At 39.8% G+C, this 20,608-nt stretch carries 21 protein-coding genes; all 21 read left to right on the forward strand.

Annotated elements, in window-relative coordinates; translation table 11 throughout:
- Nucleotides 1-167: 167 nt before the first annotated feature.
- The 21 genes from ftsY (at nucleotide 168) to hslV (ending at nucleotide 20,606) form a co-directional block, all read left to right on the forward strand.
- Nucleotides 168-1,160 (forward strand): signal recognition particle-docking protein FtsY, encoded by a 993-nt coding sequence (gene ftsY / locus BGM26_RS02200; RefSeq protein ID WP_217038111.1) that lies wholly within the window; start codon nucleotides 168-170, stop codon nucleotides 1,158-1,160.
- 196 nt (nucleotides 1,161-1,356) lie between these two features.
- Nucleotides 1,357-1,689, forward strand: a complete 333-nt coding sequence (locus BGM26_RS02205) for a putative DNA-binding protein (protein WP_217038112.1) — start codon at nucleotides 1,357-1,359, stop codon at nucleotides 1,687-1,689.
- An 11-nt stretch (nucleotides 1,690-1,700) separates the two neighbouring features.
- Nucleotides 1,701-3,053, forward strand: coding sequence for a signal recognition particle protein (gene ffh, locus BGM26_RS02210; RefSeq protein ID WP_217038113.1), 1,353 nt, complete (start codon nucleotides 1,701-1,703; stop codon nucleotides 3,051-3,053).
- Between the two features lie 108 nt (nucleotides 3,054-3,161).
- Nucleotides 3,162-3,434 (forward strand): 30S ribosomal protein S16, encoded by a 273-nt coding sequence (rpsP, locus tag BGM26_RS02215; RefSeq protein ID WP_217038115.1) that lies wholly within the window; start codon nucleotides 3,162-3,164, stop codon nucleotides 3,432-3,434.
- A gap of 10 nt (nucleotides 3,435-3,444) precedes the next feature.
- Nucleotides 3,445-3,675 carry a KH domain-containing protein gene (locus BGM26_RS02220; RefSeq protein ID WP_217038116.1) on the forward strand — a complete coding sequence of 77 codons (231 nt, stop codon included), beginning with the start codon at nucleotides 3,445-3,447 and terminating at the stop codon, nucleotides 3,673-3,675.
- A gap of 363 nt (nucleotides 3,676-4,038) precedes the next feature.
- The gene (locus BGM26_RS02225; protein ID WP_217038118.1) at nucleotides 4,039-4,425 is read left to right on the forward strand and encodes a YlqD family protein; all 387 of its coding nucleotides are present in this window, start codon (nucleotides 4,039-4,041) and stop codon (nucleotides 4,423-4,425) included.
- A 14-nt stretch (nucleotides 4,426-4,439) separates the two neighbouring features.
- A complete protein-coding gene (gene rimM / locus BGM26_RS02230; protein ID WP_217038119.1) occupies nucleotides 4,440-4,958 on the forward strand; it encodes a ribosome maturation factor RimM in 519 nt (172 codons plus the stop codon).
- The gene (trmD, locus tag BGM26_RS02235; protein ID WP_254118926.1) at nucleotides 4,955-5,695 is read left to right on the forward strand and encodes a tRNA (guanosine(37)-N1)-methyltransferase TrmD; all 741 of its coding nucleotides are present in this window, start codon (nucleotides 4,955-4,957) and stop codon (nucleotides 5,693-5,695) included. The genes rimM and trmD overlap by 4 nt, the downstream gene beginning before the upstream one ends.
- 140 nt (nucleotides 5,696-5,835) lie before the next feature.
- Nucleotides 5,836-6,180 carry a 50S ribosomal protein L19 gene (gene rplS, locus BGM26_RS02240; RefSeq protein WP_217038121.1) on the forward strand — a complete coding sequence of 115 codons (345 nt, stop codon included), beginning with the start codon at nucleotides 5,836-5,838 and terminating at the stop codon, nucleotides 6,178-6,180.
- 224 nt (nucleotides 6,181-6,404) lie between these two features.
- Nucleotides 6,405-6,956, forward strand: coding sequence for a signal peptidase I (gene lepB, locus BGM26_RS02245; protein ID WP_217038123.1), 552 nt, complete (start codon nucleotides 6,405-6,407; stop codon nucleotides 6,954-6,956).
- A 175-nt stretch (nucleotides 6,957-7,131) separates the two neighbouring features.
- Complete coding sequence (ylqF, locus tag BGM26_RS02250; RefSeq protein ID WP_217038124.1) at nucleotides 7,132-8,004, forward strand: ribosome biogenesis GTPase YlqF; 873 nt, start codon at nucleotides 7,132-7,134, stop codon at nucleotides 8,002-8,004.
- A gap of 109 nt (nucleotides 8,005-8,113) precedes the next feature.
- A complete protein-coding gene (locus BGM26_RS02255; RefSeq protein ID WP_217038125.1) occupies nucleotides 8,114-8,893 on the forward strand; it encodes a ribonuclease HII in 780 nt (259 codons plus the stop codon).
- Nucleotides 8,894-8,906: 13 nt separating this feature from the next.
- Complete coding sequence (locus BGM26_RS02260; RefSeq protein ID WP_217038126.1) at nucleotides 8,907-10,844, forward strand: hypothetical protein; 1,938 nt, start codon at nucleotides 8,907-8,909, stop codon at nucleotides 10,842-10,844.
- A complete protein-coding gene (locus BGM26_RS02265) occupies nucleotides 10,841-11,131 on the forward strand; it encodes an EscU/YscU/HrcU family type III secretion system export apparatus switch protein (RefSeq protein ID WP_217038128.1) in 291 nt (96 codons plus the stop codon). Before BGM26_RS02260 ends, BGM26_RS02265 begins: the two co-directional genes overlap by 4 nt.
- Nucleotides 11,132-11,334: 203 nt before the next feature.
- Nucleotides 11,335-12,495 (forward strand): ADP-forming succinate--CoA ligase subunit beta, encoded by a 1,161-nt coding sequence (gene sucC / locus BGM26_RS02270; RefSeq protein WP_217038129.1) that lies wholly within the window; start codon nucleotides 11,335-11,337, stop codon nucleotides 12,493-12,495.
- Nucleotides 12,496-12,511: 16 nt separating this feature from the next.
- Complete coding sequence (gene sucD, locus BGM26_RS02275; protein WP_217038131.1) at nucleotides 12,512-13,414, forward strand: succinate--CoA ligase subunit alpha; 903 nt, start codon at nucleotides 12,512-12,514, stop codon at nucleotides 13,412-13,414.
- Nucleotides 13,415-13,590: 176 nt separating this feature from the next.
- Nucleotides 13,591-14,460, forward strand: coding sequence for a DNA-processing protein DprA (gene dprA / locus BGM26_RS02280; protein ID WP_217038133.1), 870 nt, complete (start codon nucleotides 13,591-13,593; stop codon nucleotides 14,458-14,460).
- A gap of 813 nt (nucleotides 14,461-15,273) precedes the next feature.
- The gene (gene topA, locus BGM26_RS02285) at nucleotides 15,274-17,349 is read left to right on the forward strand and encodes a type I DNA topoisomerase (protein WP_217038134.1); all 2,076 of its coding nucleotides are present in this window, start codon (nucleotides 15,274-15,276) and stop codon (nucleotides 17,347-17,349) included.
- 363 nt (nucleotides 17,350-17,712) lie between these two features.
- The gene (gene trmFO, locus BGM26_RS02290) at nucleotides 17,713-19,020 is read left to right on the forward strand and encodes an FADH(2)-oxidizing methylenetetrahydrofolate--tRNA-(uracil(54)-C(5))-methyltransferase TrmFO (RefSeq protein ID WP_217038136.1); all 1,308 of its coding nucleotides are present in this window, start codon (nucleotides 17,713-17,715) and stop codon (nucleotides 19,018-19,020) included.
- Between the two features lie 60 nt (nucleotides 19,021-19,080).
- Nucleotides 19,081-19,983: a tyrosine recombinase XerC gene (xerC, locus tag BGM26_RS02295; RefSeq protein ID WP_217038137.1), complete on the forward strand. Its 903-nt coding sequence runs from the start codon at nucleotides 19,081-19,083 to the stop codon at nucleotides 19,981-19,983.
- A gap of 80 nt (nucleotides 19,984-20,063) precedes the next feature.
- A complete protein-coding gene (gene hslV / locus BGM26_RS02300) occupies nucleotides 20,064-20,606 on the forward strand; it encodes an ATP-dependent protease subunit HslV (protein ID WP_217038139.1) in 543 nt (180 codons plus the stop codon).
- The last annotated feature ends 2 nt before the right edge of the window (nucleotides 20,607-20,608 follow it).

Below are 20,608 nucleotides of genomic sequence, written 5' to 3' on the forward strand. Positions count from 1 at the left end.
GGTAACGCCGAGGAGGCTCCCGTCCCTCCCCGCGGAAAGCAAGTGTCCGCAGCGGAAATCAATGGGCAAACTTTGAAGGCTAACACAACAATATATGCGAAAATAGCCTTTTTTATTCATTCAGACAGTTAACTAGCAATAATTATTTATCATAAGGAAGTGAAAAGATGAGCTTTTTCAAAAAATTAAAAGAAAAAATAACGAAACAAACGGATAGTGTAACAGAAAAATTTAAAGAAGGGTTAGCTAAAACCCGCAATAATTTCTCCGGCAAAGTGAATGATCTTGTCGCTCGATATCGAAAAGTGGATGAGGATTTCTTTGAGGAGCTTGAAGAAATCTTAATCCAGGCCGATGTCGGTTTTGACACAGTGATGAAGCTTGTTGAAGAGTTGAAACTGGAAGTGAAACGGAAGAATATTCAGGACCCTCAAGAGGTTCAAAGTGTTATTTCCGAAAAGCTCGTAGAAATTTATGAAGCTGGAGGAAAGAAGACCTCCGAGCTAAACATGCAAACCGACTCATTAACTGTCATCCTTTTTGTTGGAGTAAATGGAGTTGGAAAAACGACAACGATCGGAAAGCTCGCCCATAAATTCAAAAATGAAGGAAAAAATGTCCTTATGGCAGCTGGGGATACGTTCCGGGCTGGAGCTATAGAACAGTTGGAAGTATGGGGAGAAAGAGTCGGAGTAGACGTAATCAAACAAGGTCCGGGTTCTGATCCCGCTGCAGTCATGTTTGACGCGATTCAAGCAGCAAAATCACGAAATGCTGATATCCTTATTTGCGACACGGCTGGCCGCTTGCAAAATAAAGTTAATTTAATGAAGGAACTTGAAAAAGTGAAACGGGTTATTGAGCGTGAAGTTCCCGGTGCTCCGCATGAGGTTCTTTTAGTGCTTGATGCGACAACAGGGCAGAACGCGATGATTCAGGCTAAAACATTTAAGGAAGCTACAAATGTTAGCGGAATCGTATTAACAAAACTTGACGGAACCGCAAAAGGCGGCATTGTTTTGGCGATAAGAAATGAATTGGATATTCCCGTTAAGTTTGTCGGTCTTGGAGAGAAAATGGATGATCTACAGGAGTTCAATGCGGAACAATATGTGTATGGGTTATTTGCCGACATGGTTGAAAGAGAAACTGAAGAGTAATCGTTTTATAAAAGGCTGTTTTCGTAAAGTTTGTTGCTTTTATAATATGATTTTTATTTAATAATCTGAGTTGGTTAGAGACAGCTGACCATACGATCTTCCCTCCTCCAAATGTAAAGATAATATCTTGACATGTTCGAAAGTTCTAGGTAAACTTACTATGTAAAGGCTTTTCACTTAACAAGGGGGAGTAGGGATGTTAGAAAAGACAACGAGAATGAATTATCTCTACGATTTTTATCAATCGTTGTTAACTCCTAAGCAACGAAGCTATATGTCCCTGTACTACTTAGATGATTTTTCACTTGGAGAGATTGCGGAAGAATATGACGTTAGTCGTCAAGCCGTTTATGATAATATAAAGAGGACAGAAGCAATGCTTGAAGAGTATGAAGAAAAGCTGCTATTATTTCATAAATTTCTGGAGCGAAGCAAGCTCTTTTCCAGCATGAAGGCAATGTTCACGGGAGATTCTGAAATCAACAGAAAGATCACGAAGACGATAGCTGAGCTTGAGAAATTAGATTAGGAGGCGGCAACATGGCATTTGAAGGATTAGCCGACCGACTGCAGAATACAATCCAAAAGATCCGCGGCAAGGGGAAAATTAATGAAGCGGATGTAAAAGAAATGATGCGTGAAGTTCGTCTTGCCCTTTTAGAAGCGGACGTTAACTTTAAGGTCGTCAAGGAATTTGTCAAAAAGGTAAGTGAACGTGCTGTCGGACAGGAAGTGTTAAAGAGCTTAACACCTGGACAGCAGGTTATTAAGGTTGTTAAAGAGGAACTGACAGACTTAATGGGTGGAGAGCAAAGCAAAATTGCTGTTTCTAACCGCCCACCGACTGTTATTATGATGGTTGGATTACAAGGTGCAGGGAAAACGACGACAACTGGCAAGCTTGCTAATTTGCTGCGCAAGAAATACAATCGTAATCCAATGCTTGTTGCAGCTGATATTTATCGCCCCGCTGCGATTAAACAGCTTGAAACGCTTGGAAAACAACTGAGTATGACAGTTTTTTCGCTAGGTGATCAAGTAAGCCCTGTTGAAATTGCTAAACAGGCGATCGCAAAGGCAAAAGAAGATCATCAAGATTATGTTCTGATTGATACAGCTGGCCGATTGCATGTGGATGAAACATTGATGGATGAGCTCAAGCAAATTAAAGAGCTTTCTAAACCAGATGAAATCTTCCTCGTCGTTGATGCGATGACTGGACAAGATGCCGTCAATGTTGCGCAAAGTTTTAATGAACAGTTAGGATTAACTGGTGTCGTTCTTACAAAGCTAGATGGTGATACTCGTGGGGGAGCAGCTTTGTCGATTCGCTCTGTCACGAATACTCCGATCAAATTTGTTGGTCTTGGTGAGAAATTGGACGCACTAGAGTCCTTTCATCCCGAACGAATGGCTTCCCGGATTTTAGGGATGGGAGACGTCCTTACACTGATAGAAAAGGCCCAAGCAAATGTTGATGAAGAGAAAGCAAAAGAGCTTCAACAAAAAATGCGGACAGCTTCTTTCACATTAGATGACTTTTTAGAACAGCTTGGTCAGGTCCGAAATATGGGACCTCTCGATGAACTTTTAAAAATGATGCCTGGGGCTAACAAAATCAAAGGCTTGAATAATCTTCAAATTGACGAGAAGCAAATTACTCATGTTGAAGCCATTATTAAATCGATGACAAAGGATGAGAAAATTCATCCCGAAACGATCAATGCAAGCCGCCGTAAAAGGATTGCAAAGGGAAGCGGTACATCTGTTCCTGAAGTGAACCGGTTATTAAAGCAATTTGAAGACATGAAAAAAATGATGAAACAAATGACAGGCATGTCGCCAAAAGGGAAGAAAAAGGGTGGCTTTAAGCTTCCGTTTAACCCTTTTTAAGCAGTTATAAAGTTTTTCTTACTCTGTAAAGAAAAAAACCTTTACAAACTATTTATGTATCTGATATTATACTATCTTGTGTGAAACTATTTGGAGGTGCTTTTTAAAATGGCAGTAAAAATTCGTTTAAAACGTATGGGAGCTAATAAATCTCCTTTCTATCGTATTGTTGTAGCTGATTCTCGTTCACCACGTGATGGACGTTTCATTGAAACAGTAGGAACTTACAATCCAGTCGCAGAGCCGGCTATCGTTGACATCAACGAAGACTTAGCTCTTAAATGGCTTCAAACTGGTGCAAAACCGTCTGACACAGTTCGTAACCTTTTCTCTAAACAAGGCATTATGGAAAAATTCCATAACGCAAAACTTGGTAAGTAATTTTATATAAATGAAAGAACTTATCGAAACGATTGTGAAGCCCCTTGTTGATTTTCCGGAAGAAGTTCAGGTGAATGTTCTTGAAGAAGACAACCGCGTTACCTATCAGCTTTCAGTCAACAAGAATGACATGGGGAAAGTAATTGGGAAGCAAGGGCGCGTTGCAAAAGCAATACGAACTGTTGTTTATGCAGCAGGATCATCACAGCAGAAAAAGATCTTTATGGAGATCAGTGAATAAGAAAAGCGGAGATCGCTGGCGATCAAGGCTGAACAAAAAAAGGAGGGGAAACCCTCCTTTTTTTCCAATTATAAAAACTCTTGGCTGTTTTCTAAAAGATTGTTGCTTTTATCACCATTGAAAACGGTGAGTGGATTGGAGCGGAAGGCACTTGACTCCTGCGGGAGATAGAGGAAAAGTCGAGACCCCGCAGACGGAACGTCGAGGAGGCTTGACTTCCTCCCCGTGGAAAGCAAGTGTTCTGTAGCGGAAAGGAACGGTCATTGTTTATTCCCGATAACAATATTTTTTACGAAAACAGCCTAACTCTTCCTTGTACATAGCAGAATTATTCACGATTTTAGCCTTTAGGAGGCGTTGTTGGTGAAAATACTTCAATCTGTCGTGGTAAAGCAAGTTCTTACGGAAAATAGTAAGGATAAATTATTTGAAAACTATGCTACGAAGAAACAGCAGCTGGAAAAGGAATGTGACCAGCTCCGGTTTGAAATGAAAAAGTTAGAGAAATCCAAGAAGTTCCAACCGATCAGTTTAAAAAAGCATTTCGAAAAAGAAATAGAAATGCGTCAAGAAAAAGTGAAGCTGCTTGATTTTCAAACGGAACAATTACATATGCTACCATTAGGAAGCGAACTGAAAGAAAAAGAGGTAAAGGCGATTATTGAGATCAATGAAGGGGATCGCTGGGAAGATGTTCAAAGCGGGAGAACGATCATTATTAAGGATGGAATTATTGATGAAATTCGCTAGAGGTGAATAACGAGATGGAAAAATGGTTTAATGTTGGAAAAATCGTAAATACTCATGGCATTAAAGGGGAAGCAAGAGTCATTTCAAAAACTGATTTTGCGGACGAGCGCTATAAACCGGGAAATAAATTATCATTGTTTATGCCTGAATCCAATATAGCGACTGAACTGACAATCAAAACACATCGGAAACATAAATCATTCGATTTAGTATCATTTATCGGTTATGAAAATATAAACGACATCGAAAAAATGAAGGGCGGAATTTTGAAAGTTGCAGAAAGCCAGCTCGGCCAGCTAGAAGAGGATGAATTTTATTACCATGAAATTATCGGCTGTACAGTGACAACGGTCGACGGAAAAGAAGTGGGCAAAGTTCGTGAAATCCTTTCTCCGGGAGCAAATGATGTGTGGGTAATTAAAGGTACGGCCGGGAAAGAAATTCTGATTCCGTACATTGAAGATGTTGTGAAGAAGGTAAATGTTCATGAAAAAATGATTATAATTGAGCCGATGGAAGGGCTGCTTTCATGATGAAAATTGATGTTCTCACCCTTTTTCCTGAAATGTTTGCTGGCGTCCTCGGCCATTCGATTTTAAAAAAAGCAGCTGAAAATAAGGCTGTTGAATACAATGTTGTTAATTTCAGAGATTATGCTGACAATAAGCATCAAACAGTCGATGATTATCCATATGGCGGCGGAGCGGGGATGGTTTTAAAGCCGCAGCCAATCTTTGATGCTGTTGCAGACTTACAGAAAAAAGGGGGATCCTCTCCGAGGGTTATCCTTCTTTGTCCACAAGGGGAACGGTATACGCAGAAAAAAGCAGAGGAGCTTGCGAATCTCGAACATCTTATTTTCGTTTGCGGTCATTATGAAGGATACGACGAAAGGATCCGGGAGACGGTTGTAACGGATGAAATCTCAATTGGTGATTATGTTTTAACCGGCGGAGAACTAGGTGCAATGACTGTGATTGATAGCGTTGTTCGTCTTCTTCCAGGGGTTCTTGGGAAAGAAGAATCACACATACAAGACTCTTTTAGTACAGGCCTACTTGAACATCCTCACTATACCCGTCCTGCAGATTTTAGGGGAATGAAAGTTCCTGATGTTCTCCTCTCTGGTAATCATCGCTTAATTGATGAATGGAGAACGAAAGAATCTTTAAGAAGAACTGTTCTTCGCCGTCCAGATTTACTAGAACATATCCAATTATCCAATGAACAGAAAAAATGGCTAGAAGAAATTAAAAAAGAGAACAAATAACATTGATGTTGTAAGCTCGTTATGATAAAATATTTTTTGTGACTAAGGCCGACTCGTTCAGTTTTATGTCCTATAAAGATGTTCCGCTGCAATCAGAAAAAAAGATGTGCAAGAGCGTCTGTTGGAAGGAGTTGAAAACGATGCATAAATTAATCGAAGAAATCACAAAAGAACAACTTCGTGCGGATGTTCCTGCGTTCCGTCCTGGTGATACTGTACGTGTACACGTAAGTATTGTTGAGGGAACTCGTGAGCGTATTCAGGTGTATGAAGGTGTTGTGATTAAGCGTCGTGGTGGTGGAATCAGCGAAACTTTCACAGTTCGTAAGATTTCTTACGGTGTAGGCGTAGAGCGTACATTCCCTGTGCACACACCAAAAATTGCGAAGCTTGAAGTTATTCGCCGCGGTAAAGTACGTCGTGCGAAACTTTACTACCTACGTAAATTACGTGGTAAAAAAGCTCGTATTAAAGAAATTCGTTAATAGTCTAATGGAAGGAGCTTGTTTAACAAGCTCCTTTTTCATTGCTAATATTTTAATGTAAATGTAAAATAATAAGATGAAAATTACTTTAAAAAGCTTTGAGAGATAAGAACGAGGGAAAGCTATCAAGGACAATCATCGTAGGAAAAGGAATGTCTTTTACGAGGATTTGGCATAATTGTCGAATGGATGCACTATGCTTTTCTAAGAACGGGAGGAAATAAATGACGAAGAAGAAAAATGAACTGTGGGAATGGACGAAGGCCCTTGTAATAGCCGTTCTCTTAGCGGCAGTTATCCGATATTTTTTATTTGCACCGATTGTTGTAGATGGGTTATCTATGATGCCAACACTGCATGATCAAGACAGGATGATCGTAAATAAATTCAGCTATAAAGTAGGAAAGCCGAAGCGTTTTGATATCATCGTTTTTCATGCCCCGGAAAATAAAGATTACATAAAGAGGGTTATTGGTCTGCCAGGGGATCGGATTGAATACAGAGATGATACCCTATATGTAAATGGTGAAGCCTATCAAGAACCGTATTTGGATGAGTATAAAAAACAAGTGATTGACGGCCCGCTGACTGAACCATTTACGCTCGAGGAAAAGACTGGACAGGAAACCGTTCCGGAAGGCCATCTTTTTGTCATGGGTGATAACCGCCGATTTAGTAAGGATAGCCGGCATATCGGAACTGTGCCAATGGAAAAAGTGTTAGGTAATACAGGTATCATTTACTGGCCGATCGAAGATATTCGGATCGTTAAATAACAATAATGTTTTTAAAAAAGGCTCTTTTCTAAGAGATTGTTGCTTTTAAAACGAAACCTGTTGTAGGTTGATTGGAGCGGAAATCAACCAATCCGCACTACTTGGTAAATAGCAACAAAGTTTACGAAAACATCCTTGTGAAAAGAGTCCTAAATAAAGTAAGGAGCTGGCAGCATTGACTATACAATGGTTTCCTGGTCACATGGCGAAAGCCCGCAGACAGGTGACAGAAAAACTTAAACTAGTAGATATCATCTTTGAACTTGTTGATGCGAGAATTCCTTACTCTTCCCGAAATCCGATGATTGATGAGATTATTCAGCATAAGCCGAGATTAGTGCTTTTAAACAAGGCTGATATGGCTGACAAAGATGTGACGAAGCAATGGATAAAGCATTTTCAGAGTAAAGGAATAAAAGCGCTGGCAATTAACTCTCAAGCGGGACAAGGCATGAAAGAAATTGTTGCAGCATCACAGGAAATATTAAAAGAAAAATTTGATCGCATGAGAGCAAAGGGCGTAAAGCCCCGGGCGATTCGCGCCATGATTGTAGGAATTCCAAATGCTGGAAAGTCGACGTTAATCAATAGACTTGCGAAAAAGAATATTGCGAAGACAGGTAATACGCCTGGTGTTACAAAAGCCCAGCAATGGATTAAGGTTGGAAAAGAATTGGAACTTCTGGATACGCCAGGAATTCTTTGGCCGAAATTTGAAGATCAAGAGGTCGGCTTGAAGCTTGCATTGACAGGTGCGATTAAAGATGCGATCTTAAACTTACAAGATGTAGCTGTTTATGCACTTCAATTTCTAGAAAAAAGATATCCGGACCGCATGAAAGAACGTTACATGCTTGAGATCATTCCGGAAGATATTGTGGAATTGTTTGACCACATCGGAAAGCTGCGCGGATGCCTAATGGGCGGCGGAGAAATCGATTATGATAAAGTCACGGAGCTCATCATTAGAGAATTCCGAACAGAGAGAATGGGTCCGATTACGTTAGAGCGCCCTGAAGAATTAGTCGTACAAGCTGAATCAGAATAAAGAAATTGAAAATTGATCAATATTGCACTCCGGGCCTTCTTTCATAGAAGGCCTTCATTTTTTCATAAAAAACCCGATACATAGAGTATGGAATTCAAGGAGAATCATCATGGAAAAACTTAAAATTCGTGAAATTGAAGACAGGCTTGCAGAAGAAATAGACCTTGATAGCGTCTTCGTTAAGTCATTGGAAAAAGATGAGCGCAAAGGTGTACAGCTTTTATTGAAAAAATGGCAAAAGCGAAAAGAACGTGAAAAATTGTCTTATGAAAAGCATCTTCAAATGACCTTTTATGAGGAAAAATATCGGAACGAAGGATTTAGGTTCATTGCGGGTATTGATGAGGCCGGCAGAGGCCCGCTTGCAGGTCCTGTCGTAGCGGCTGCAGTCATTTTGTCATCAAACTTTTATTTACCAGGTCTTGATGATTCTAAAAAGCTATCCGAACAAAAGCGGAATGAGTATTATGAAATAATTAAATCTGAAGCCCTTGCGGTAAGCGCCGGAATCATTGATGTCGAGGAAATTGATCGAATCAATATTTTTGAAGCGACAAAAAAGGCAATGCTAACAGCGGTAGCAGGATTGGATATTAAACCAGACTTACTTCTCATTGATGCTGTTAAGTTAATCACTCCGTATCCACAGGAAGCGATTATTAAGGGTGATGCGAAAAGCATCTCAATTGCTGCAGCGTCGATTGTCGCTAAAGTGACCCGTGATCGCATGATGATTGAAATCGGAACAGAATATCCCCAATACGGATTTTCACAAAACATGGGGTACGGGACGAAAGAACATCTTGCTGCTATCCAAACATCCGGCGCTACACCCCACCATCGAAAAAGCTTTGCTCCCGTAAAGGATTATATAGGCGAAAAGAAGTAAGCAGGTGAGATAAATGCGACCATTCAACATCGGACAAAAGTTGCTAAGACAAGAAAAGACAACAGATCAAAAATCTCTTTCTTTTAGATCAGGGCAAATTGTTAACGGCAAAGTATTGAAGCTGTACCCGAATCAGATTGCTAGCGTTCAGATTGGATCACATAAAGTGATTGCGCAATTAGAAACCCCATTATCGGTAAATGATCGTCACTGGTTTCAAGTTCAAGCTGGTGAAGGAAAGGTACACCTCAAAGTGTTTGAGACGCCTAGTGAGAATGGAAAACCTCCTATGGTCGAGAACCTTCTAAAACAGCTTACTCTTCCTGTTTCGAAGGAAAATGCTGCACTGATTCAATTCTTTTTGAGAGAACAGCTCCCTATCACGAAAGACTCAATCCAAATGGCTACAGAATGGCTTAAAGGCAGCCACTCATTCCACGACAGCATGCAGGCTATCAAGCTACAGTTGTCCAAGCAATTGCCATATACGAAGGATGTTTTCCTTTCTATATTATCTGTCATGAAAGATGAATCGCTTTCATCAATGCTGGATCAACTTCAATCACAATTAAAAACCGATCTTTCCTCAGACACCGCGAGCCGATTGTCTTCGCTTATTAATGAAATCAGCATGACTGAAAAGGAAAAAGCCAGCAACATCGCTCTTGTTCAACTTGTGAAGGAGTGGGTAGGATCATTCGGGAAAGAACGTTCTGAAACAGCTTTTAAGCTCTTGCAAAATCTTGGATTTATAGCTAAGGATGAAAGTGAAGATGCAATATTGAATCAGGCTGTGGAAAAATGGGTTGGAAAAGAAAATAAACTGTCAGGTCAAACAAATGGCAGATTATTAAGTGTAAATTTATTTAAAGAAATATTGGCTAACAATCAGCCCGGCAAACGTGAAGAGTTTATTCTTTCCTTAACAAAGCTTCAAAACCATTTAGAAGGCAACCCCGCAGGAAGCTCCGGATATGGAGATGTTAAGGAGCTAAAACATTTATTAACTGAAGTAAGAGCAAATAACCTGCCAATTCCACTAAGTGAAGGTAAGATCACATCTTTGTCTAAAGAGATTTTTCGAGCGCTTATTCCGGAAATAAATATGGATACTAATAAAAGCCCAGATTCAAGCCTTTCATTACTAACCAGCATGATTGCTAAAAACGGAGAACAAGCATTCATGCAACTAGCGAAAGTTCTTTCCATGGACGATTCTGACCTAACAATAAAGTTTTCTGCGCAGGAACAAGCCTTACTTGCAAACTTGAAAAAAGAGGTCCAAATAGGGAGTGTGCAGTGGGAAAATTCGCATGTGGTTAATGAACAAATAAAGAAAGTAATCAGAATAATGGGGCTTTCATATGAACATGAAGCCTTTAAAATATTGAAACAACCAGAAGTGGACGGCATAAACAAAATAGATACACTTAAACCTCTTCTAATGCGGCTATTAAACGAGGAAGCCCCAGCCCATATCAAAGATGCAGCAGAAAAGCTTTTGCACAAAATAACAGGCTTCCAGGTGCTGTCACAGGAAGTTGGTCCGATTCAGCAATATATATTCCAAATCCCATTGTCTTTTTGGGACAAAAAAACCGATTTAACGATGCAGTGGAGCGGAAAGAAAACAGAAAATGGCAAGATTGATCCAAATTACTGTCGTGTTCTTTTTTATTTAAATCTCGATTTTTTAAAGGAGACAATCGTAGATTTGCAAGTCCAAAATAGAGTCATGAATATTACGATTATTAATGACAAAAACGATTTAAAAATGCTTGCAGCACCGTTATTTGCAAACTTGAAAGAAGGTTTAGCTATACTCAATTACCAGCTATCTTCAATCACTTTTGAAAAACCTGCTGACAACAAACAAATCATCGAAGCAAAAGATGCTGTTACATCTCAGATCATGCCTAATCAATTCAATGGAGTGGATTTTCGGATATGAAAAATAGGGAAAAGGAGCTTCGAAAAGTGGCTGTCGCACTTACCTATGACAGCTATGGACAAAATGCCCCGCACATCGCAGCGAAGGGAAAAGGACTGATCGCAGAAAATATTTTAGAAAAGGCAAAAGAATACAGTATTCCAATTCAACAGGATCCGTCATTAGTAGAACTTCTCGGAAAACTTAACATCAATGAACAAATACCAACAGAATTATATCAAGCAGTTGCTGAGGTATTTGCTTTTATTTACAAAGCTGATCAAGTGGCCGGTGGAAAAAAACAATGAAGGCAACCTAATCCTATATTAAAAAATTATTTTCACTCTTGAAAAGAAGGAATCTACTATGAACACAGGGTTATATGGGTAGTTAATGTTAGAAATTTTTAAAGAAAGATAATATTTGCCTAATAAAGGTGGACAAGGTATGTGTCATTTAATAAAATGGAAGCGCAGTCTATATTTTAAAGAGTTTGATAGGAGGATGGGAAATGAATATACATGAGTACCAAGGAAAAGATGTCCTCAGAAAATACGGGGTAGCAGTTCCAAATGGAAAAGTGGCTTTTACGGTTGAAGAAGCAGTAGAAGCTGCAAAAGAATTAGGGACTGAGGTTTGTGTAGTAAAAGCGCAAATTCATGCTGGTGGTCGTGGAAAAGCTGGCGGTGTAAAAGTTGCCAAAAGTTTAGATGAAGTACGTACATATGCGAATGAAATTTTAGGAAAAACGCTTATTACGCATCAAACAGGGCCTGAGGGGAAAGAAGTTAAACGCTTACTTATTGAAGAAGGCTGCGACATCAAAAAAGAATACTATATTGGTTTAGTATTAGATCGCGCAACTTCAAATGTTGTATTAATGGCTTCTGAAGAAGGCGGCACTGAAATTGAAGAAGTGGCAGAAAAAACGCCAGAGAAAATCTTCAAAGAAGAAATCGATCCGATTGTCGGTTTAACTGGATTCCAAGCACGCCGGATCGCTTTTAATATAAACATCCCGAAAGAACTTGTTGGGCAAGCAGTAAAATTCATGATGGGCTTGTACAAAGCTTACATCGAAAAGGATTGTTCAATCGCTGAAATCAATCCGTTAGTTGTTACTGGCGATGGAAAAGTAATGGCACTTGACGCGAAATTAAACTTCGACGCCAATGCTTTATACCGCCAAAAAGATATATTAGAATACCGTGATTTAGAAGAAGAAGATGTGAAAGAAATCGAAGCTTCTAAATATGATTTAAGCTACATTTCTTTAGACGGAAATATCGGCTGTATGGTTAACGGTGCAGGCCTTGCGATGGCGACAATGGATATCGTTAAACACTATGGCGGCGACCCTGCCAACTTCCTTGATGTTGGGGGCGGTGCTACAGCAGAGAAGGTAACGGAAGCATTCAAAATCATCCTTTCTGATCAAAACGTAAAAGGTATTTTCGTAAATATCTTTGGCGGAATAATGAAATGTGATGTGATTGCAACAGGTGTAGTAGAAGCTGCAAAGCAAGTTGGCTTGGAAGTTCCTTTAGTTGTTCGTTTAGAAGGAACAAATGTTGATTTAGGTAAAGAAATTCTTAACAAATCCGGCTTAAATATTGTTGCAGCTGAATCTATGGCTGACGGCGCACAAAAAATCGTTTCATTAGTAGGGTGAGAAAGGAGAATTAACAGTGAGCGTATTTATTAATAAAGATACTAAAGTTATCGTACAGGGGATTACAGGTTCAACAGCCCTTTTCCATACTAAACAAATGCTTGAATACGGCACGAAAATTGTCGGCGGTGTCACTCCTGGAAAGGGTGGAACAGAAGTAGAAGGAGTACCTGTTTTCAACACGGTTGAAGATGCGGTTAAAGCGACGGGTGCTAATGCTTCCGTTATCTATGTTCCAGCTCCATTTGCGGCAGATGCCATTTTAGAAGCGGTTGATGCAGAGCTTGATTTGGCTATTTGTATTACTGAACATATTCCTGTATTGGATATGGTGAAAGTAAAGCGTTATATGGAAGGCAAAAAGACGCGTCTTGTTGGTCCAAACTGTCCTGGTGTTATCACTGCGGATGAATGTAAAATCGGGATTATGCCTGGCTACATTCATAAAAAAGGCCACGTTGGGGTTGTTTCCCGTTCAGGAACATTAACATATGAAGCTGTTCACCAACTAACACAAGCTGGAATCGGTCAGACTACAGCTGTAGGTATTGGCGGTGACCCAGTTAACGGCACTAATTTCATCGATGTTTTAGATGCTTTCAATAATGATCCTGACACATATGCTGTTATTATGATTGGTGAAATCGGTGGAACAGCTGAAGAAGAAGCGGCTGAGTGGGTTAAAGCGAATATGACAAAGCCTGTTGTAGGATTCATTGGCGGACGCACTGCTCCTCCAGGGAAACGCATGGGACACGCTGGTGCGATCATTTCTGGCGGTAAAGGGACGGCAGATGAAAAGATTCGCGTTATGAATGAATGTGGAATTGAAGTTGCTGAAACACCATCCGTTATGGGTGAAACGTTAATTAAGGTCCTTAAAGAAAAAGGCCTTTACGATAAGTGTAAAACGCATTAATTTCGCTTTTATTTAGATATTTAACAGTCTAAAGTCCCCCTTTTATAGGGGGGCTATTTCTACATTCAAGCTACCTTTTTTATAAATTTAGGGGAATAGCGCATCTCGTAATTGTCTTCATGAGCTCATAAGATTAAAATTAGCGGACGAATAAATAACCAATTAGGAGGTTTCCAATGGACGATTTCACATTAAGGCTCGCACATCTGCATCACTGCAGAGATATAGGCTGGAAAACAATATATAAGATATTAAAGTCAGATCCCGAACTTAAATCCATTTACCAATACTCCTTCAATGACTTCATTGTACAGCAAACGCAATTCCCTCTCTCAACTACTCTCAATGACCTTCAATCCGATGTAATTCACGAGCAAATCCGTCAGTACACTCCAAATGGCATCCAAATTATCACAATTTTTGATCAAGAATATCCTGCCTTATTAAAAGAAACTTATCAGCCGCCTTGGGTATTATATGCAAAAGGTGACCTTTCATTATTAATAAAAGACATTCATTTAGCTGTCGTTGGCTCAAGACAACATACGGCATACGGAGAAAACTCAATAAATTACCTATTTCCTAAATTAATAGAAAAGGGTGTCGTTATTGTCAGTGGATTAGCAGCAGGGATTGATACAATTGCTCATCATTCTGCGATTAATCATGGGGGGAAAACGATCGCAGTGATTGCTGGCGGCTTGTATCATATCTATCCTCACACCAATAAAAAACTTGCCTCTGAAATGATGAGAAACCATTTAATCATTTCTGAGTATCCCCCAGATACAAGGCCAACAAGATGGCAATTCCCAATGAGAAACCGAGTAATCAGTGGCATGAGCAAGGGAACATTGATTGTCCAGGCGAAAAGCAAAAGTGGATCATTAATTACAGCTAACTATGCTGTCCAAGAAGGCAGGGATGTGTTTGCTCTTCCTGGAAGTATTTTTAGTCCTTATTCAATGGGAACAAACGAGCTAATACAGCAAGGAGCAAAGCTAGTAAATACCCCTGAAGATATATTAGAAGAATTGATTTTTTAATGGAATTTATCGAGCAAGCTAAGGTGGAAATATGGACGCAAATAACGCCAAGGCGAATTTGATTAATTTTTCATGTATTTTTCTTGATAAATGGATGTATAATCTTAAAACTAATTTGTTAATAACAGTGAAGCATAATATTATTTTTAACAATATTATTCAAAAAGGTTGAAATTCTTTCGAAACTGTTATACATTTTGCAACAGATGTTCGAAATTAAGAATATTTATTCGATGGTCATATGGTTGATAAAAATCTTATACAGTGAATGGGACATTGAAACCAAGTTTTAGAAAATGGCTGTTTTCGCATAGACTGTTGTTTTTAACTTTGAAAGTTTGCTCGTTGATTTCCGCTGCGGGCACTTGCTTTCCGCGGGGAGTGACGGGAGCCTCCTCGGCGTTACCGCCTGTGGGGTCTCCCGTTCCCTCTATTCCCGCAGGAGTCAAGTGCCCTCCACTCCAATCAACTCAGATAGTTAAATTAAAATTATGGTCATAAAACAACAAACATTACGAAAACAACCTAGAAAATAAAAGAATTTGGCTAACTTGCTGGAGACATCCAATCTCAATTCGCATTTCTAACTTCGCACCTCTAGAATGTAACCGTTTTTAGGTTTTTACGATTTTGTTTGACAAAGACGAAAGAGATGTACAATAATAGTGGATATTTCATAAGAATAAATAAGCTGTTATATAATTCAAGGCTAATAAGGCTGTGAAACATAAATAGATAGCAGGATAACCCTGCTAAATTATTAAATAGAGCGCTATTGTTTTTCTAAATATCCCTCTTAAGGAGGATTAATTGATGTCAGAGTTTCTAGTAATCGTTGAGTCTCCCGCAAAGGCGAAAACGATCGAGCGTTATCTTGGTAAGAAATATAAAGTGAAAGCATCGATGGGGCATGTCAGGGATTTACCGAAAAGCCAAATGGGTGTTGACGTAGAAAATCATTTTCAACCGAAGTACATTACAATCCGCGGAAAGGGCCCTGTTTTGAAAGAGTTAAAGACAGCAGCCAAAAAGGCAAAAAAAATCTATCTCGCAGCTGACCCTGATCGTGAAGGGGAAGCGATTGCTTGGCACTTAGCTCATAGCCTGAACATGGATGTCACTTCTGATTGCCGCGTTGTTTTTAACGAAATTACGAAGGATGCGATAAAAGAGTCTTTCAAGCATCCAAGGCCGATTAACATGGATTTAGTCGATGCCCAGCAAGCTAGAAGGATGTTGGACAGATTGGTTGGTTACAACATCAGCCCATTATTATGGAAAAAAGTCAAAAAAGGTTTAAGCGCAGGGCGAGTTCAGTCGGTGGCTGTCCGGTTAATTATAGACAGAGAAAAGGAAATAAAGGCCTTTATTCCAGAAGAGTATTGGTCAATAGATGGCGAATTCCTTAAAGGAAAAGACAGCTTTGAAGCATCTTTTTATGGGGTAGGGAATGAAAAAGTCGAGTTGAAATCTCAATCGGATGTTCAAAACGTACTAAGCCAAATGAAGGGCAATAAGTTTGACGTAACGTCTGTGACAAAAAAGGAACGGAAGCGAAACCCAGCTGCACCATTCACTACATCATCCCTTCAGCAAGAAGCAGCGCGTAAATTGAATTTCCGTGCGAAGAAAACGATGATGCTTGCTCAGCAATTGTATGAAGGAATAGACCTCGGCAAGGAAGGTACAGTCGGTTTAATCACCTACATGAGGACAGATTCAACTCGAATCTCAGAAATTGCCCAAGGAGAAGCTGCTGATTTTATTGAAAGATCCTATGGGAAAGAGTTTCTTCAGACCGAAAAGAAAAAGGAAAAGAAAAAATCAAATACACAGGATGCTCATGAGGCGATCCGGCCAACAAGCGTCGCAAAAGAGCCAAGTAGCTTGAAGGAATATCTTTCTAGAGACCAGCTGCGTTTATACAGGTTAATATGGGAGCGCTTCGTTGCTAGTCAAATGGCATCAGCCGTAATGGATACGATGAGTGTTGATTTGAAAAACGGAGAAGTCATTTTTAGAGCTACCGGTTCGAAAGTGAAATTCCCTGGCTTCATGAAAGTCTATGTTGAAGGCACAGATGATCAGTCGGAGGAAAAAGACAGAATGCTTCCTGATTTGAAAGAAGGAGACGAGGTTCTAAAAAAAGATATTGAACCAAAACAGCATTTTACACAGCCCCCTCCAAGATATACGGAAGCACGACTTGTGAAAACGCTTGAAGAGCGTGGGATTGGCCGGCCTTCCACATTTGCGCCGACTTTGGATACAATCCAAAAGCGAGGGTATGTCGCCTTGGATAACAAAAGATTCATTCCAACTGAGCTCGGAGAAATCGTGTCAGAATTAATTCTTGAGTTTTTCCCTGACATTCTTGATATCGAATTCACGGCGAAAATGGAAAAGGATCTGGACTATATTGAAGAAGGAAAAGTGAACTGGGTTCAGATTATTGACGGCTTCTATGGTGATTTCGAAAAGCATCTTCAAAAAGCTGAAAAAGAAATGCAAGAAGTTGAAATAAAAGATGAGCCAGCTGGTGAAGATTGTGAACAGTGCGGAAATCCGATGGTGTTTAAAATGGGGCGCTATGGCAAATTCATGGCATGCAGTAATTTCCCTGATTGCAGGAACACAAAGCCGATTGTTAAAGAGATCGGCGTTAAATGTCCGAAGTGTAATGAAGGTAATATAATAGAAAGAAAAAGTAAAAAACACCGGATTTTTTATGGATGTGACCGGTTCCCGGCATGCGACTTTATTTCCTGGGATAAGCCTTTACCGCGCAGTTGTCCAAAATGCGAAAAGCATCTTGTTGAGAAAAAACTGAAAAAAGGTGTACAGGTTCAATGTGTTGAATGTGACTACAAGGAAGAGCAACAAAGTTAAGGGTGAGCTAAATTGCTCACTCTTTTTTGTGCGAATCATTAATTGACGGTCACCGCGCAAAACTTGTCCTTGATGACGCAAGGAATAACTAGTGCATGAAAGGTAGTTGAACGACATTTATATACCGGGCGGAAGCGTATACTCATGAATGTTTTTCTATTGGTAAATGAAGTAAGCATAAGGTATAACTGCAAATAATTGGGTAAAAGATAGATTTTTTAATGAAAATAGAACTTTTTTATCCTTAATACGTATTGTTAATTGCAAAATGATTATGATTAAGGGTAAAGTAAGAAAGGATTGTTTTTGGATATAGTGGCGAATTGGGGATTATTTACATATGTACGTTTGGAGGTTTGAAAAATGAAAGATCTAGCAGTAAATGTTATCGGTGCAGGCTTAGCTGGAAGTGAGGCAGCGTGGCAGATAGCGAATCGCGGTATTCACGTTCGCCTATACGAAATGAGGCCGGTGAAGCAAACTCCTGCACACCACACAGATAAATTTGCAGAACTAGTATGCAGCAATTCTCTGAGAGCGAATACGCTTACGAATGCAGTCGGAGTCCTAAAGGAAGAGATGAGATTACTAAATTCCGTAATTATCGATTCCGCCGATGCAAGTTCTGTTCCGGCAGGAGGGGCTTTAGCTGTCGATCGTCATGAATTTGCAGCTCGAGTAACTGAAAAGGTGAAAAACCATCCGAATGTTACGGTTATTCATGAGGAAGTGGCAGAAATTCCTGAAGGACCGACGATCATTGCGACAGGGCCGCTTACAAGTGAAGCTTTATCTATGAAATTGAAAGAGCTCTCAGGTGAGGAATACTTGTATTTTTATGATGCGGCAGCCCCGATTATTGAAAAAGACTCCATTGATATGGAAAAGGTTTACTTGAAATCTCGATATGATAAAGGGGAAGCAGCCTATTTAAACTGCCCGATGACTGAAGAGGAATTCGATCGTTTTTACGAGGCATTGATTACTGCGGAAACCGTCCCATTAAAGGAATTTGAGAAAGAGATTTTTTTTGAGGGATGCATGCCGATTGAAGTAATGGCTAATAGAGGGAAGAAAACAATGTTGTTCGGACCGATGAAGCCTGTTGGCCTCGAAGATCCGAAAACAGGCAAAAGACCATATGCAGTCGTTCAGCTTCGTCAAGATGATGCAGCAGGCACTTTATATAATATTGTTGGATTTCAAACTCACTTGAAATGGGGCCCGCAAAAAGAAGTCATTCAATTGATTCCAGGCTTAGAAAATGCGGAAATCGTTCGTTATGGAGTTATGCACCGAAATACATTCATTAATTCGCCGAAAGTATTGCGATCTACTTATCAATTTAACAATCGAGAAGATTTATTTTTTGCTGGCCAAATGACTGGAGTTGAAGGTTATGTCGAATCAGCTGCAAGCGGATTAGTCGCAGGAATAAATGCAGCTCGTTTTGTTAAAGGAGAAGCTCCGCTTGAATTTCCGCCTGAAACAGTGACAGGAAGCTTGGCACATTATATAACGTCCGCAAATGCAAAAAGTTTTCAGCCAATGAATGCAAACTTTGGTTTACTTCCTGACATCCCTGTGAAAATAAAAGGGAAAAAAGAGCGCAATGAATATCATGCAAACCGAGCTTTAGAAACAATTCAGAACTTTGTGAAAAATACGTAAATTCATTGCAAGGGCTACTAAAATGTGTTAAGCTTTAGAAGCCCTTGTGAGGTGGTATAAATGGATCAAATTGTGAACAATTCGTTAAAGTTGTTTATTGAATATTTACAAATCGAAAAAAGTTATTCACAATATACTATTGAACATTACCAATATGACATTAGAGAATTCTTTATGTTCATATCTGAACAAGCAATCAAAGATTTGGAAGATGTTAAGTATTTTGATGTTCGTATTTATTTAACAAAACTTTTTGATCAAAAGCTTGCAAGAAAATCGGTTGCTCGTAAAATTTCTTGCCTGCGTAGTTTTTTCAAATTTCTGGTGAGAGAAAAGATAGTTGCTGAAAACCCATTTGCTCTCGTTTCAATTCCCAAGGCTGAAAAAAGGCTTCCAGAGTTTTTTTATGAAGAAGAGCTACTACAGCTTTTTCAAGCCTGTGAAACGGATACGCCAATTGGGCAAAGAAACAAAGCACTTCTCGAACTTCTTTATGCTACTGGTATGCGTGTAAGCGAGTGCAGCCAAATCTGCATAAAAGACCTAGATATGTATATTTCAACTGTGCTGGTTCATGGAAAGGGGAAAAAGGAACGCTACATTCCTTTCGGAAGCTTTGCACATGACGCCTTACAGCTTTACATACAAAATGGCCGGAAGCTCCTGCTTACGAAAGAGGCTTCCAACGACGCTTTGTTTCTAAATTATCGAGGAGGTCCATTAACTTCGCGTGGTATTAGACTGATCTTGAATAAGTTGCTTGAACAATCAGCTTTAACTGGAAAAATACACCCTCATAAGCTTCGGCATACGTTTGCTACCCATTTGCTAGCGAATGGCGCCGATATGAGAACAGTTCAGGAGTTGTTGGGTCATTCCTTTTTGTCATCAACACAAGTGTATACGCATGTGACCAATGAATATTTGAGAAAAACATATATGACCCACCATCCTAGGGCATAAGGTCAAACTTTCTTTTAATAAGAGGCAAACAATGGATAGAGTGGGATCGTTTGGGTAAGAACTGCAAAGGAGGGTTATTAATGTCTCAATTTCATGCTACTACTATTTTTGCGGTCCAGCATAAAGGAAATTGCGCTATGTCTGGAGATGGTCAGGTAACTTTTGGGAATGCAGTTGTGATGAAGCACACAGCACGAAAAGTGCGGAAGCTGTTTAATGGAAAGGTAATTGCTGGTTTTGCTGGCTCCGTAGCTGATGCATTTACCTTATTTGAAATGTTCGAAGGAAAGCTAGAAGAGTTTAATGGGAACTTGGAGAGGGCTGCAGTTGAGCTTGCGAAGCTATGGAGAAGCGATAAAGTTTTGCGCAAGTTGGAAGCGATGCTCATAATCATGAATGAGGAGAAATTGCTCCTGATTTCAGGAACAGGCGAAGTAATTGAGCCCGATGACGGGATTTTAGCAATTGGCTCTGGTGGGCATTATGCATTGGCGGCAGGCAGGTCGTTAAAGAGATATGCCGGTGACCATCTGTCAGCAAGGGAAATTGCTCAAGCGTCACTCGAAATGGCAGCTGAAATTTGTGTGTATACAAATAACAATATCATTGTTGAAGAACTTTAAGG

This window comes from Bacillus sp. FJAT-29790, from assembly GCF_019039215.1.
Taxonomy (GTDB): domain Bacteria; phylum Bacillota; class Bacilli; order Bacillales; family Cytobacillaceae; genus Cytobacillus.